We start from the raw sequence: 14380 nt of genomic DNA, 5'->3' as shown, positions 1-14380 counted from the left end.
TTCTCGGGGCCCACTCAGGGGTTCAACCGATGCGCGTCTCTACCCATGGACCCCAGAATCAACCCAGGGGTGGACACTCCGGGTCCGCCCCGGGTCCGATGCTCTGGACCCGTCCGCCCTCGATACTGGGACGGACAACGCCCGCCCACCTTCACTGGCGCGCCACCGAACGAGGAGTACGGCAATGATCGAGGCACACGGCCTCACCAAGCGATACGGCGCCACGGTTGCCGTAGACAACCTGTCGTTCGAGGTGAAACCCGGCAAAGTGACCGGCTTCCTCGGCCCCAACGGTGCCGGCAAGTCCACCACCATGCGGATGATCCTCGGCCTGGACACCCCAACCTCCGGCGACGTCCTGATCGATGGCAAGCACTACGCCGACCTCAAGCAGCCGCTGACCAAGGTCGGCGCCCTGCTGGACGCCAAGTGGGTGCACCCGAACCGGTCCGCCCGCGCACACCTGGCCTGGATGGCAGCCTCCAACAAGCTGCCGAAGAGCCGGGTCGACGAGGTGCTCGGCATCGTCGGCCTCACCGAGGTCGCCGGCAAGCGGGCCGGCGCCTACTCGCTCGGTATGTCGCAGCGGCTCGGGATCGCCGGTGCCCTGCTGGGCGACCCGGAGATCCTGCTCTTCGACGAGCCGGTCAACGGCCTGGACCCCGAGGGCATCGTCTGGATCCGGCAGTTCATGCACCGGCTGGCCGACGAGGGCCGGACCGTATTCGTGTCCAGCCACCTGCTGTCGGAGATGGCGCTGACCGCCGAGGAGCTCGTGGTCATCGGCCGCGGCCGGCTGATCTCGCAGACCAGCACCAAGCAGTTCGTCGACCAGGCCAGCGGCAGCAGCATCAAGGTGCGCAGCCCGCAGCTCGGTCAGCTGCAGAACCTGCTGAACTCCGGGCCGATCACGACCCGGATCGAGGACGTCGAGGACGAGGGCAAGGTCCTGTTCGTCGACGGCCAGATCACCACCGACCAGATCGGTGAGGCCGCCGCCGCCAACAACATCGTCCTGCACGAGCTGACCCTGCAGCGGGGCTCGCTCGAGGCAGCGTTCATGCAGATGACCGGCGACTCGGTCCAGTACCACGCGCACGACCAGCAGAGCGCACCGCCGGTGCCGCCGGCCGAGGTCGTCGTGGCAGAAGAGGAGAAGATCTGATGTCCCTGGTCACCGTGGAGCGGATCAAGCTCTTCAGTACGCGGTCGCCGTGGTGGTGCATGATCGTCGCGCTGATCCTGGCCGACGGCTTCATCACCCTGGGTTTCCTCTTCGCCCCGGACGACGTCAAGCGTGACTTCACGCCGGCCTCGACCCAGGGCACCTACCTGTTCGGGATGATCGTGATGATGGCGATGGCCTGCCTCGCGATCACCACCGAGTACCGGTTCGGCACCATCCGGACCAGCTTCCTGTCGGTACCGAAGCGGATTCCGGTGCTGCTGTCCAAGACCCTGGTCGCCGCGGTGCTGAGCGCCTTCGTCGGTCTCGTCTCCGCCTTCGTGGCCTGGGGGCTGGGCTACATCCTGGTGCCGGACGCGGACCTCGGGATCAACACCGGTGCCGAGTGGCGGGCCGTCCTCGGCGTACCGCTGGTCTACGCACTGGCCGCGGTTCTGGCCGTCGCGATCGGCACCCTGGTCCGGCAGAGCGCCGGTGCGCTGGCGATCGTCATCTGCTGGCCGCTGCTGCTCGAGGGCATCGGTCTGGCCATCCCGAAGGTCGGCGAGTTCCTCAGTGACTGGGGCCCGTTCTCGCGGGTCAGCTGGTTCCTGGGCGGTGACCAGCCGGGCAGCGGACCGTCGGACGCCGTGATGTCGCCGACCTGGTCGCTGCTGTACTTCGCCGCGTGGGCCATCGGCCTGCTGGTGATCGCGCTGGCGGTCGCGAAGAAGCGCGACGCGTAACGAAGCTCGGCCGGGCTGAGGGGTCCTGGTCGCTACGGCCCGCGGAACTTCGTGTTCCGCGGGCCGTTCCTTTGTGCTGACCTCCTAGCTCGTCTAGGGTCCGCGCATGACTGACTGGACAGCGGTACGCGCTGACGACTTCGCCGTACCGGCTGATCGGCCGCTGGTTGAGCTCGTGAATGAGCTGTCGGAGCTGTTGCGGTCGGCTGACCCGACAGAGCGCGACAGTACGGCGTACTCGACGCTGGCGACCTGGATCGGGCGTGGGGTGCTGTCCGGGGACCAGTTGCGGGAGCTGGGCGACGAGATGGCGCGGCGGTTCGGGGATGCGGAGATCCAGGCGCGGACGTTTGCGCCGTTGATCCTGGACTGCATCGTGACGGCCGGTGTCTACGAGGCGAGCTGGGTGCCGCCGTTCGAGCGCTGGTACGTCGCTGAGGCCGATCTGCGCGGGTACGACGCAAAGCTGGGCTGGCTGCATGCGGTGGCGCACGGGGCCGACCTGCTGGGGACTCTGGGGCTCTATCCGGCCGTGGAGCCGGTGGAGATGCTGCGGCTGGGCATAGGACGGCTGCTGACGCCCACAGAGCACGTGCTGAGGGACATGGAGGACGACCGGCTCAGCTACGCGCTGGCGTGCACTCTGACGCGTCCTGAGCTCACGGTGGAGGATGCGACCGACTGGCTGGTCCCGGCGTTCACTGGGATCACTCCGCTCGGGCTGTCGATCAATCCGGTGAACACGAACACCACTCGGACGCTGCGGGCGCTCTACGTGTTCGTGGATCGCGGTGTGCGGCTGCCTGAGGCTGCTGAGGCCACACAGATTCCGCACAGTGCGGAGATCAAGGCCCAGCTGGTCGAGGTGCTCCGGCAGGTGACGCGCAGCTACTTCTGAGGCAGCTTCCGCAGGGTCATCGTGAACTGCTGCAGACAGTTGTTGGCGGCTGACACGGAGTATCCGTCCCACCAGGCCGTGGGGTCGAGTCGGGCGACCCGACCGGCCTTCACTGCGGGCAGCTGGGTCCAGATCGCGTTGTTTGTATACGACTTGAAGATCTGGTCAGGTCCGGCGTTGAACGCACCGCCGCCGAGGAAGTAGAGGATCACGTCGGCGTCCGCGAGCAGTCCGACGTGTTCGCGGTTGAGCGGGTAGTACGTGTCGGTTCCGCCCGCGCCCGCGGTCGACGGACTCCGCCGTACGCCGATCTCGTCGAGGATCGTGGAGCCGAAGATCGGGCCGCGGAGAATGCGCAGTTCGTTGTTCGTGAAGCGCAGGAGGGCCACGGAATGCTTTGCCAGGAAGGCCTGGTGCTCGATCTTGACCTGCAGGGCCCGCTCGCGGAAGCTGCCGAGCGCCGCGTCCTGCTTGCCGGACTGGCCGAGCAGGTCGGCGATCAGCCGCACCGAATCCTGCCAGGGCTTGCCCTTGCCGGCGTTCTCGTAGGCGACGGTCGGGGCGATCGCGGACAGCTGGGGGTAGAGGTCCTTGATCCGCTGCAGGTTGCCGATGATCAGGTCGGGAGCGAGCTTGACCACCTTCTCGAGGTTCGGCTGATTGAAGCCGAGCGACTGGAAACCGGCCGCCGGGCGAGGCAGATAGCCCGGCACCGACACAGCACCGTCGAGGGTCTCGGAGGCAACCAACGGCGCACCGACCTCGAGGCTGACCTGCAGACCGCCGGACGCGTCCAGCGAGACCACGCGCTTCGGGGAGACCGGGATATCGGTGTTGCCGAGCGGGTGCTGCACGTTCCGGGTCGTGGCGATCGACGGGTTGATGTCACCACCGGAACCGCAGCCGGTCAGACCGGCAACGACAGCCGCGCTCAACAGGCCGGTGAATCCCCGGCGTCCCAGGGTCGCTTGGCGGTCGTCGTACGGCATGCGGGTAAGGCTACCCTTGCGCAATGGAGTCCGGATCTCTTTCAGGGCATCAGCCGACGGGTGGTTCGCGCATCCTACTTTCGGCTGTGTTTTCCCTGAACTGCCCCTTAGGTACGGCGTGCCGCGGGCCCGGGACCGCTACAGGTGGATACCTGTGGAGCCAGAACCGTTGTCCATGACAAGGTCTGTGCAGGCATCGGCCGTGGTCCCCTCCCATGGTGGTGCCAACGCCACTACCGGAAGTAGTGCCTACACCATCAGATCTGGTCCTCGGCACCGTTAACTTTTGGTTGACGGAAACAGTCGGGGGCAGCAGTTTGCAGAGAGGGCGCGTGGAAGTCATGGTTGCGACATACCTGAAGAGATGGGTCGGCAACCGGATCCTCAGCAGGACCAGCCGCAAGGGTGGTGGTCTCGACCTGCTGAAGTTACGGGTGTTTCCGAGCGAGGTGACGCTGCCGCTGCGGCGGGAGGGCGTGGACCCGCAGCCGGCGTTGGGTGAGGTCCGCGAAAAGGATCCGGTGCACCGGTTGGTGCACGTCTTCGGGATCACGGTCTGGCTGGTCACCGGGCACGCCGAGTCCAAGGCTGTCCTCGCCGACACCACGAACTTCAGCAACGACGTCCGGCACCTGATCGGCTCGGACCCGAACAAGCCGTCCGAGGGGATCGGCGGCCTCGGGTTCACCGACCCGCCGGACCACACCCGGTTGCGCAAACTGCTCACGCCCGAGTTCACCAAGCGCCGGCTGGCCCGGCTGGAGCCGGTGATCGAGAAGATCGTCAACGACCAGCTCGACCTGATGGAGGCCAAGGGCCCGGTCGCCGACATCGTCGCCGACTTCGCGTTCAACGTGCCGTTCCTGCTGATCGCCGACCTGCTGGGCGTCGAGGAGCAGGACCGCGACCGCTTCCGTGCCCTCGGCCCGGCCCGGTTCGACGTGTCCGCCGGTGGGATCGGCCTTTTCGGATCGGCCAGTGAGTCGCGCGACTTCCTGTTCGAGATCGTCCGCAAACAGCGGGCGAACCCGGGCGACGGGTTGATCGGCTCGATCATCAAGGCCCAGGGCGACGACCTGGACGACGTCGAGCTCGGCGGTCTGGCCGACGGCGTCTTCCTCGGCGGCTACGAGACCTCGGCCAGCATGCTTGCCCTCGGCACCCTCGTGCTCCTGCGCAGCCCCGAACACTTCGAGCGGATCCGCACCGAGCCCGGCGCCGTCGACGGGATCGTCGAAGAGCTCCTCCGCCACCTGACCGTCGTACAGGTCGCGTTCCCGCGCTTCGCCCGCCACGACCAGGAGCTGTTCGGCAAGCCGGTCAAGAAGGGCGACCTGGTCGCCGTCTCGCTGTCCGGCGCCGACCGCGACAAGGCGGTCTTCGGTGACGACGCGGAAGACTTCTACCCCCGCCGCGCCTCCTCGGCCGCCCACCTCGCCTTCGGCCACGGCATGCACCGCTGCGTCGGCGCCGAACTGGCCCGGATGGAGCTCCGCGCTGCCTTCCTGGCCCTGGCTCACCGCTTCCCGGACCTCAGCCTCGCCGTACCCGAGGAGCAGTTGCGCTTCCGGGAGTTGTCGATCGTCTACGGCCTCGAGTCCCTCCCGGTCCAGCTCCACGCCACCAAGACCCAGCAGGCCGCCGGCTGATCGTGACCGTCCCGGATTACATCGCCCGGATGCCCCGCAAGCGGTTGGCAGCCGCCGTTCTGATCCAGCGTTGGCGGTAAGTGACGTGCTTGCGGTTGTTGGGGGTGGGGACAGGAAATGGGGACTGTGAACAAGGCATAGCTTGTTCAAGGTCCCCGCGTGGGGTGCGCACCCCCGGGTTGTATCCGGCGCCCCGGGGACCGGACCTGTGTCACTGTCCAACCCGCCGTGCGGCTGCTCGGGCAGGTGATGCTGAGCGTGAAGGATCCGAGCCGCGCAGAGTTAGACGGTGCTGGCGGTCCGCCCCCGCCCTCCCCCGCATCCTCCGACCCCCCGGCGAGCACGGTGGGTTCAGTCGCGGTGCAGAAAACAGCGGTCGACGTCGAGTGGAGGGAGATTGCCGCCAGAAATCGATGTCCAGCAGCACGGTGCGTTCAGTCGACGACATCCTCCCCGCACTCGCGGACCACATCGCCCGAGACCTGCGCTCGGACTGCAACCCGCCGGTCCGACAACGCGCGAACCCACCCACACCTACGTCACAACAGCCCCAAATGGCCGCTCGCATCACCGCCGCCCTCGACACGATCGCAGAAGGCACCACAGCCCTCTGCAACCACGCGCCCGAAGGGCCTAAGCCCGGGGCCGGACGTGGGGCACCGTCTAACCCTCTGGTTGGGTCGCCGGGCGAGGGTGGCTGAGTGTGAATGGGCTTGAGCGGCTGGGGTTGGTGGGTGGCTGGTGTCCGGTCGGTGAATCGCATTCGGGAAGCAGGTGGAACAGCGGACGGGCGCAGGTACAGGGCCGGTGCGCCCGCCCGCTGGCTCAGGTGGCGGTGAGGATCTGGATGCCTTGGGATTGCAGGTCGCTCTGCACGTCCAGTGGATTGCCGAGGGCGGACAGGTGCAGGAGGTTGGGGACGATCAGGACGGCGTTGTCGGTCAGCGTCATCGTGTCCACCAGGTGCATGAGGGTTGCTGGTGCGATATCGATCGCTTCGACGAAGACACCGTCCAGCGTGCAGCCGTAGGTGCTGGCCCGGGCGACGAGGGCGCGTCCCAAGGCGGCCAGGCGTGATGCTTCCAGGGCGAAGTGCTGATGGATGTATCCGAAGGCCGGCATCGCACTCCGATCCAGATCGAGTGACTCATTTTGACTCACTCGATGTGAGGATGCCTTCACCGGGGCGCACTGTCAAGTCGACATTCCTTGCCTGTAACGACCATGGGAGACGAGGGTTGACCGAGTGTCGAGCGGGCTGGCACTCTGGTCTGTACTGACTCATTTGGAATCACTTGGAGGGAATATGCGACTCATTCATCGTGCTGAGCCCTGTGAGAACGGGCCGTGTCCGAATGTGTTCGACACGGACGAAGGGACTTGGTGGCGGTTCAAGGGGCGGAGTTGGTTGATGCGGATGCGCTGGCTCAGCTGACGGACATGCCTGGTCACGAGACCGTCGTGCTGGTTCCCCGTGAGTTGTTGCTGGAGTACGCACGGAAGGTGAGCGACGGGGCTGTGGTGTGAACTTCGAGGAATTCGACTCGTACTTCGACCGGTTTGCGACGGATGTCTTCCGGCTGGAGAACCTGCAGACGTACGCAGTGTCGGAGGAGGATGCGCGACTCCGAGCGTTTCGCGACGGGACAGCGAGGCCGGAGCGGTCGGTGCGGACCGAGCCGTGGTTGGCACGGATCGCGGTGACGACTGTTGCGGGCAAAAGCTGGGAGCGGGTGCATGTCGTCGACCACCCGCTGTCGGAGTACCTGCGTTACGAACTCGTCGGGTACGTCGAATCGCAGGCGGCCGGTGAGCAGATCCTGATCGCGGATCGTGCTGTCGACGGAGCGTTGACGCTGCTTGGTGAGGACTTCTGGCTGTTCGACGGCGACTCGCCGGATGCGTACGCCGTACTGATGCACTATGACGAGGCGGGCCATTTCGTAGGCTTCGACCACACCACTGAGGCCGACGTACTGGATCGTTGCCGTCGCGAGCGTGAGCTCGTCCGGCGACATGCAGTCGGACTCAACACCTATCTGGCCAAGTAGAAGGCGCGTGCCCACTTCATCCCCATCGCCGAGAACACCGCGACAGCGTCTCGGAGCCGAGCTGTGCCGGCTTCGAACGCTGGCCGGTCTGAGTGGGCGGCAGCTTGCTCTGACCACCGGCTTGAGTCAGTCCAAAGTCAGCCGGATCGAACGCGGGGACGCACTGGCGTCGATCCCCGAGCTGAGGCTGTGGCTCGATGCGGCGGGCGCCAGCGAGCGTCTCGATCAGCTCGTCGCAGCTACTGAAGCCGCGCTGAATCAGTCGGACAACTGGAGCGAATTCCAGAGCGAGGTCAGCTTCGCGACGATGCAGGATGAGGTACGACGCCGAGAGGCGACGGCGCGGACTCAGCGGATGTTCCTGCCGACGTTGGTGCCTGGGCTGCTGCAGACCGCGGAGTATGCGCGGCTCGTGTTCATGGCCGCGGATCTCACTGGCAAGGAAGACTATGCGGCTGCAGCCAACCGCCGGCTCGATCGGCAGCAGATCCTGTACGAGCGGTCGCACACCTTCGAGTTCGTACTCACGGAGGCCGCGTTGCGCTGGCGACCTGGTCCGCCTGAAGTGCAGCTTGCCCAGTTGGATCGGATCCTCAGTCTGGCCACGCTCAGCAATGTGACCATTGGGGTGATTCCTCTGGATGCTCCCGGGCGGGCGATCCAGTGGCACGGATTCACACTGAACGAGGACGTGGACGACGGCGATCCGTTCGTGCAGGTAGAGACGATGCACGCGTACCTGACAATCGCACGGCCTGACGACGTCGCCCGCTATCAGCAGCAGTACCGCCTCCTGCGCGAGTCAGCGCTGATCGGCCAGCCGTTCACCGAGTTCTTGAGCGGTCTACGAGCTGAGCTCGTCGTCCAGACCTGAGTGGTCAGACGTCGGTTGAGCGCCTGGTGTCGATCCACCAGTCGAGGCTGACTGGTGCTTCCTCAAGTAGTTCGAGCCGTGCGACGGCGTGGCCGTCGAAGTAGTCGGCCGGACGTGGGGCACCGTCTAACCCTCTGGTTGGGTCGCCGGGCGAGGGTGGCTGAGCGTGAATGGGCTTGAGTGGCTGGGGTTGGTGGGTGGCTGGGGTCCGGAAACGGTTGGTGGTTGGCAGTTGGGTGGGTGTTCGGTGGGGCGCGGGTGGGGTGGGATGGGGGGATGGTGAAGAGGGTTGGGGTTTTGGGGCCGTTGAGTCGGCCGGGGTGGGTTGAGGCGGGGCGGTGGTTGGTGGCTGGGGCGGAGTTGGCGGCCCGGGAGTTGTCGGTGGAGTTGGTGGTTCGGGATACGGGGGCTGATCCGGGCCGGGCGGTGGCGGCTGTGGATGAGTTGGTGGGGTTGGGGGCGACTGCGCTGGCTGGGGAGTATCACAGCGTGGTGGCTCGGGCTGTTGCGGCGCGGGCGGTGGAGGTGGGGGTTCCGTATTTGTGTTCTTCGGCTGTGCTGGATGAACTGGTGGCGGAGCCTACGGATTGGGTGGCGCGGATTGCGCCGGTGCAGTCTCGGGGATGGCGGATTTTCGCTGAGTATCTGGGGAAAATCGGGCACCAAAGGATTGCTGTGGTGACGCAGCCGAGTGTGTATTGGGCTGCTGGGGTGGGGATTCTGCGCGAGCACCTCGGGAGCGTTGTCGAGGTCGACGCGGCCAACGTGTGCGATGGACTCCTCAACAGTGGGGCAACGGCGTTGTTGTTGCTGGTGGGGACTCCCGAGCCGGCGTTGTCGATTGTCGAGTCGGTACGGCGGGATCCGCGGTTGGCGCACGTGGTGATCGGGGCGCCGGCGGGGCAGCCGGAGTTTGCGGAGTGGGCGGACGTCGAGGGGATTCCGTTTTTGCGTTATCTGCCTGAGGAGTTGAGTCCGCTGGGGGTTCGGGTGCGGGCGGCGTTGGGCGGGGAGCCTTCGTTCGTTGCTTATGAGGGGTACGACGCGATCGCCGTACTGGCTCGTATACAGAGTGCAGATTGGGGAAGTGTCGCCGTTTCAGGAACTCGCGGGGAGATCACGTTCGAACGGGTACCGGGGATTGCCGTCTGGCAGTGGGCCTGGGCGCCGATTCAGGTGGTCGAGCGAGGGCCGGCCGGTTTCCGGGTTCTGCACTCCGGTTGAGACATCGGGGAAGAAATCTTTGCCCACTTATTACCCGGTGTGCGGAAATTGTGGCACTAAGTGGCCGTTGGCCGGATGGGGGCGTGACAGCGGCGGGGCTGGGTGGTGAGAATGGGCCGCTATGGGCGAAGTGGCGATGGGTGGGGAGCTGACCGCCCGGATCGCTGCTGCCATGACGTCGGCGCAGTCGGGTGGTCATGCGGCGGCGACGGCTGAGGTCGTGGCGCTGAAGGCCGAGTTGGGGCCGCGGCCGAGTTACCAGTTGGCGGCCGTCGAGTATGTGCGTGGCGTTGCCGCACATCATGCGAGTGACGCGGATGAGGCGTTGCGGGCTGTCGATGCGTTGATCGCGGTGGCCAAAGCGATCGACGAGCCGGGATGGGAAGCGAATGCGTTGCCGATCCGGATCATCAATCTGGCGCGGAGTGGGCGCGGTGGTGACACGGTCAACGATCTGGTCGCGGCTGAACAGGCGCTGAGCAACACAAAGGACGCCGGGCTGATCGCGTGGGCGCATACCGGGTTGGGATACGCGTACGACGTGCTGCGACTTTTTGAACTGTGCATTCCGCATTACGAGCTGGCGACCCAGCTGGAAGACGACGTATTCGAGCTGGCGGAGTCGACGGCGATCGACCGGCTGAATCTGGCCGAGACGTATCTGCGCTGGGCGCACGAACTCGAGCGGCTGGGCGATCCGTCGTACGGGCAGGAGATCCGTGAGCGGCAGGCCTCGGCGGCGTACTGGGCTCGTGAGGCCGAGCGGGTGATCGTCGACGACGAGAGCCAGGAGTTCTGGCGGTTGAGCGCGCGGTTGTGGGTCGCGGCTGCGGCGACGGAGGCGGATCCGGCGGTCGCGGTCAAGGAGTTGACAGAGTGCCGCGACGAGATCAGCAAGCTGGGTGAGACCGAGCGACTGGCGATCGCGGGCGCGTATCTGGCCCGGGCACTGGCGGCGAAGGGTGAGCTCGACGCGGCCCGTACGGCGGCCGACCGGGCGACGGCGGAGTTGATTCCGCTGGCGGATCCGTCGACACATCTGCTGGTGCTGCAGACCCGGTCGGAGATCGCAGCGGCTCGGGATGAGCCGGGATCCCTTGCAGGGTTGGAGTATGCGCGATCGGTGGCGCGCGGCTGGTGGAAAGAACGCCAGCGCGCGCTGAACGCCGTACGGCATGCGCTGACCAGCCACGATCTGTCCGCGCGGCACGATGCGGAGTGGCATGCGGCGCGGCAGGATCCGTTGACCGGCGTGGGGAACCGGCGTGCGTTGGAGGAACGGCTCACCGCGGCACGCGATTCCGGGCGCGCAGTGACGTTGCTGGCGATCGATGTCGACGACCTGAAGGTCGTGAACGATACGCATGGGCACGCCTGCGGTGACCAATTGCTACAGGTTGTGGCCAATCTGCTGGTAGAACAGGCGCGAGCGACCGATGCCGTGATTCGATCGGGCGGAGACGAGTTCTTCGTCGTTCTCGACCAGCCGGATGCCAAAGGCGGTGCCCAGCTGGCGATGCGGATCCGGATCGCGGTCGCGGCGATCGCGGCCACGACGGACCTGCCGTGGTTGCGGCGGCTGGGACTCAGCATCGGGTATGCCGCAACGGCGGAGGGCGTCGGGGTGGATCAGTTGATCGCCACGGCCGACCAGCGGCTGTACGACGACAAGCGGCGGCACAAAGTGAGGCAGTGAAGGAGATTCGGTGCGCGAGACGTCGGGGGTGACGGCGCGGATCGCGGCGGCGATGACCCGGGCACAGTCCGGGAATCCGGCGGAGGCCGGCCTGGAAATCAATCGCTTGCTCGTCGAACTGGGGACCGACCCGAGTCACGAGCGCGCCGCGGCGGAGTATGTGCGGGCGGTTGCCGCGCATCACGCGACCGATGCGGTCGAGGCGCTGGATGCGGTTGACGGCTGCATTCGCGTGGCCCGCGCGATCGACGAGCCGGGCTGGGAGGCGAATGCGATCGCGATCCGGATCGTCACGCTGATCCGGACCGGCGAAGGCGGTGACTCGGTCGCCGACCTGGTCGCGGCGGAGAACGCGCTCTCGCGGACCCGCGATCTCGGGCTGGCCGGCTGGGCGCATACCGGGCTCGGTTATGCCTATGACCTGCTGCGGTTGTACGAGCTGTGCATCCCGCACTTCGAGCTGGCGGCGGACGGCGATCACGTCCCGCTCGGTCTGGCCGAGGCGCCGGCGATCAACCGGCTCAACCTGGCGGAGTCCAACCTGCGCTGGGCGCATGAGCTCGAGCGGCTCGGCGACACGTCGTACGACGAAGAGATCCGGGTACGGCGGCGCGCAGCGCACCACTGGGCGGGTGAGGCGGTCGGGGTGATCGTCGAGGCGGATCTGCTCGGCTACTGGCCGATTGCCGGGCGGATGTGGTTGGCGGCCAGTGACGACTCAACAGACGCTGGGTCGGCGGCAGTGATCCTCAAGGACTGCCGGGATCAGTTGGCCAAGCTAGGTGATCTCGAGCTGGCTGCTATCGCGGGCACTTACCTGGCGCGCTCGTACGGCGTTGCTGGGCGGCTGGACGAGGCTATTGAGGCTGCACAACGCGCGGAGAGCGATCTACCGCCGACATCAGATCCGCCAGTGGAGGCCCTGGTTCGCCACACCGGTGTGCAGATCTCTGCGGAGGCGGGTGATTCCGGAGCGGTGACAGGTCTGCAGTACGCGCAGGCGATCAGTAGAGGCTGGTGGGCCGAGCGGTTGCGGGGTCTGTACGCCGTACGGAGCGCGCTGGCGAATCACGAGTTGTCGATCCGGCACGACGCCGAGTGGCGAGCCGCACGGGAGGACCCACTGACCGGAGTGGGTAACCGGCGTGCACTGGATGAGCGCATGTCCGTTGCACACGATGCTGGGCGGTCGATTGCGGTGATTGCGATCGACGTGGACAACCTGAAGGTCATCAACGACAGCTACGGACATGCGTGTGGTGACGAGGTACTGCGCGGTGTCGGGCACCTGCTGCGTGAGCAGAGCCGAGCGGAGGACGTGGTCGCGAGGGCTGGTGGTGACGAGTTCGTCGTCATCCTCGACAACCCCGACGAGCGTGGTGCGCGCGAGCTCGTCGAGCGGATCAGAGCGGCTGCGGAGCGAGTGGCTGAGGCAGGGGTTGAGCCCTGGTTCTCCATGCTGCGGTTGAGCATCGGGTATGCGACGAGCACGGACGGTACGCCGGTCAGCGAGCTACTGACGGTTGCTGACCAGCGGATGTATACCGACAAGCGGCTCCGGCGGGGTCAGTAGTCCAGGAAGCCTTCGACCAGCAGGCGCCTGATCTGCGGGAGGTACTCCGGCAGTACGTCGACCAGTGGTCGGTCCAGGAGGTCTGACAGCGCGGCCAGGATCTGGCCGACGCTCAGGTCGCCGTCACAGGCCCCGACGAAGCCGGCCAGCACGGTGTCCACCTGCTCGGCTCGTCGCATGCCACGCTGGCGGCGCAGCACGATGGTTGCGGGGTCTTCGGCGCCCGGCTGGCCGGTTGTCTCCTGGATGACGTCGTCGGCGACGACGAGGTGCAGGCCGGTCAGGTCGGTGGGGAGACCTTCCTGGCGTTCGAAACGGCGCAGTACATGCGGTCCGATCGGGCGCTCGATCTCATACGGCCACTCCTCGGCGTCGAGAGAGCCGGGCACGTTGTGCAGGGTGATCCAGCCCATGCCGATCGCCTCGACCTGCTGGTCATCCAGCCAGCGCAGCCACTCGTCGTACTTGCTCTGGTACGACGGTGCGCCGTGCAGACCCGCGTCGCGGAGCCACAGCTCGACGTACTCGGAGGGGTCGAGCTGCTCGCGCTGGACGACCCAGGCGGAGCGGTCGCCGGTCCAGTTGGCGAGGCGGTCGCGCCAGTCCTGTCCGCGTACACAGGTCCAGTTGGCGAGCAGCTGACACCAGCCGCCGTCCGTCAGGTGCTGTGGGGCCTGCTGGACGAGCTGCTGAACCAGACTGTCGCCGGCGAAGCTCGTCTCGCGGTAGGTGAGCTGTGAGTCGGGTGGTGAGATCACGTACGGCGGATTGCTGATGATGAGGTCGAAGCGTTCGCCGGCGACTGGTTCGAAGAGGCTGCCGGTGCGGACGTCGAGCTCGATGCGGTTGAGCGCTGCGGTTGCTTGGGCGAGTTCCAATGCGCGCGGGTTGACGTCGGTGGCGACGGTCTGGCTGACGCGGTTGGCCAGGTGCAGCGACTGAATGCCACAGCCAGTGCCGATGTCGAGCGCCCGCTCAGCCTTGATCGGCACAGTCAGGTGGACGAGGCTCAGGCTGGCCGGCGCGATCCCCAGCACGTAATCGGACCGCATCGCCTCCCGTCGGCCGTCGAGCCCCGGCGTCAGGTCGGCGACCACCCACCACTGCTGCTCATCCTCCGCGAACGGCCGAATGTCGAGGACCGCCCGGTCGTCAGCGGTGATGCCGAGTGCGGTTAAGTCGATCCCCGGGAATGCCTTGTCCACAAGGTCTTTCGGTACGACGCGTTGCAGCAGGAACAACCGGATCATCGTGTCCAACGCGTCGCCGCCGTCAGTACGCCGTACCGCCAGTGTCGTTTCATTCCGCGCCAGCGCCGCGTTAGCCTGCGTCCCCAGCCGCGCGGCCACACCCTCAACCGTGTAGTCCGCCGCCGCAAACGCCGCCCGCAGCCCCTCCACCACATTCCCCGTCAGTTCCACCCCCACATCCTCGCACCCCCTCCACCTCCCCCTTTCCCTGGCTAACCAGCGAGATTGGGGGTTCCGCACCGTGGTTAACGGTGCAGAACCCCCA

At 66.6% G+C, this 14380-nt stretch carries 13 protein-coding genes; 10 read left to right on the top strand and 3 right to left on the bottom strand.

Annotated elements, in window-relative coordinates; genetic code table 11:
• Positions 1 to 184: 184 nt before the first annotated feature.
• From ACFVWG_RS08955 to ACFVWG_RS08945, 3 genes are all read left to right on the top strand, one after another.
• Complete coding sequence (locus ACFVWG_RS08955; protein WP_391542611.1) at positions 185 to 1165, top strand: ABC transporter ATP-binding protein; 981 nt, start codon at positions 185 to 187, stop codon at positions 1163 to 1165.
• The gene (locus ACFVWG_RS08950; RefSeq protein ID WP_391542610.1) at positions 1165 to 1911 is read left to right on the top strand and encodes a hypothetical protein; all 747 of its coding nucleotides are present in this window, start codon (positions 1165 to 1167) and stop codon (positions 1909 to 1911) included. Before ACFVWG_RS08955 ends, ACFVWG_RS08950 begins: the two co-directional genes overlap by 1 nt.
• Positions 1912 to 2017: 106 nt before the next feature.
• A complete protein-coding gene (locus ACFVWG_RS08945) occupies positions 2018 to 2809 on the top strand; it encodes a DUF2785 domain-containing protein (RefSeq protein WP_391542609.1) in 792 nt (263 codons plus the stop codon).
• Here ACFVWG_RS08945 and ACFVWG_RS08940 read toward each other — a convergent pair.
• Positions 2800 to 3798, bottom strand: a complete 999-nt coding sequence (locus ACFVWG_RS08940) for an iron-siderophore ABC transporter substrate-binding protein (protein ID WP_391542608.1) — start codon at positions 3796 to 3798, stop codon at positions 2800 to 2802. The two genes, ACFVWG_RS08945 and ACFVWG_RS08940, sit on opposite strands and share 10 nt — an antisense overlap.
• A 341-nt stretch (positions 3799 to 4139) precedes the next feature.
• Here ACFVWG_RS08940 and ACFVWG_RS08935 point away from each other — a divergent pair, with 341 nt between their 5' ends.
• Entirely contained in the window at positions 4140 to 5447 is a 1308-nt protein-coding gene (locus ACFVWG_RS08935; RefSeq protein ID WP_391542692.1) for a cytochrome P450, read from the top strand.
• Between the two features lie 825 nt (positions 5448 to 6272).
• On the opposite strand, the gene ACFVWG_RS08930 is transcribed toward ACFVWG_RS08935, so the two are convergent.
• On the bottom strand, positions 6273 to 6608 hold the full coding sequence (locus tag ACFVWG_RS08930) for a hypothetical protein (RefSeq protein WP_391542607.1): 336 nt from the start codon (positions 6606 to 6608) through the stop codon (positions 6273 to 6275).
• Between the two features lie 222 nt (positions 6609 to 6830).
• Between ACFVWG_RS08930 and ACFVWG_RS08925 the strand changes: the two genes are divergently transcribed.
• The 6 genes from ACFVWG_RS08925 (at position 6831) to ACFVWG_RS08900 (ending at position 12865) form a co-directional block, all read left to right on the top strand.
• Positions 6831 to 6974: a hypothetical protein gene (locus ACFVWG_RS08925; protein WP_391542606.1), complete on the top strand. Its 144-nt coding sequence runs from the start codon at positions 6831 to 6833 to the stop codon at positions 6972 to 6974.
• Positions 6971 to 7498: a DUF6879 family protein gene (locus ACFVWG_RS08920; RefSeq protein WP_391542605.1), complete on the top strand. Its 528-nt coding sequence runs from the start codon at positions 6971 to 6973 to the stop codon at positions 7496 to 7498. Before ACFVWG_RS08925 ends, ACFVWG_RS08920 begins: the two co-directional genes overlap by 4 nt.
• Positions 7499 to 7505: 7 nt before the next feature.
• On the top strand, positions 7506 to 8372 hold the full coding sequence (locus ACFVWG_RS08915) for a helix-turn-helix domain-containing protein (RefSeq protein ID WP_391542604.1): 867 nt from the start codon (positions 7506 to 7508) through the stop codon (positions 8370 to 8372).
• A gap of 276 nt (positions 8373 to 8648) precedes the next feature.
• Positions 8649 to 9596, top strand: coding sequence for an ABC transporter substrate-binding protein (locus tag ACFVWG_RS08910; RefSeq protein WP_391542603.1), 948 nt, complete (start codon positions 8649 to 8651; stop codon positions 9594 to 9596).
• A 121-nt stretch (positions 9597 to 9717) separates the two neighbouring features.
• Positions 9718 to 11292 (top strand): diguanylate cyclase domain-containing protein, encoded by a 1575-nt coding sequence (locus ACFVWG_RS08905; RefSeq protein WP_391542602.1) that lies wholly within the window; start codon positions 9718 to 9720, stop codon positions 11290 to 11292.
• A gap of 10 nt (positions 11293 to 11302) precedes the next feature.
• Entirely contained in the window at positions 11303 to 12865 is a 1563-nt protein-coding gene (locus ACFVWG_RS08900; protein WP_391542601.1) for a diguanylate cyclase, read from the top strand.
• Here the strand turns inward: ACFVWG_RS08900 and ACFVWG_RS08895 are convergent.
• Entirely contained in the window at positions 12859 to 14286 is a 1428-nt protein-coding gene (locus tag ACFVWG_RS08895) for a methyltransferase (protein ID WP_391542599.1), read from the bottom strand. The two genes, ACFVWG_RS08900 and ACFVWG_RS08895, sit on opposite strands and share 7 nt — an antisense overlap.
• Positions 14287 to 14380 lie beyond the last annotated feature (94 nt).

Source organism: Kribbella sp. NPDC058245, from assembly GCF_042882005.1.
In the GTDB taxonomy this organism is placed as follows: Bacteria; Actinomycetota; Actinomycetes; order Propionibacteriales; family Kribbellaceae; genus Kribbella.
The sequence above is the reverse complement of the archived record's forward strand: the minus strand, read 5'-3'. Positions and strand labels throughout refer to the sequence as shown.

Coding starts and splice junctions, on each gene's coding strand:
- ACFVWG_RS08955 (WP_391542611.1), top strand. CDS start 185: ATGATCGAGGCACACGGCCTCACCAAGCGATACGGCGCCACGGTTGCC.
- ACFVWG_RS08950 (WP_391542610.1), top strand. CDS start 1,165: ATGTCCCTGGTCACCGTGGAGCGGATCAAGCTCTTCAGTACGCGGTCG.
- ACFVWG_RS08945 (WP_391542609.1), top strand. CDS start 2,018: ATGACTGACTGGACAGCGGTACGCGCTGACGACTTCGCCGTACCGGCT.
- ACFVWG_RS08940 (WP_391542608.1), bottom strand. CDS start 3,798: ATGCCGTACGACGACCGCCAAGCGACCCTGGGACGCCGGGGATTCACC.
- ACFVWG_RS08935 (WP_391542692.1), top strand. CDS start 4,140: ATGGTTGCGACATACCTGAAGAGATGGGTCGGCAACCGGATCCTCAGC.
- ACFVWG_RS08910 (WP_391542603.1), top strand. CDS start 8,649: ATGGTGAAGAGGGTTGGGGTTTTGGGGCCGTTGAGTCGGCCGGGGTGG.
- ACFVWG_RS08905 (WP_391542602.1), top strand. CDS start 9,718: ATGGGCGAAGTGGCGATGGGTGGGGAGCTGACCGCCCGGATCGCTGCT.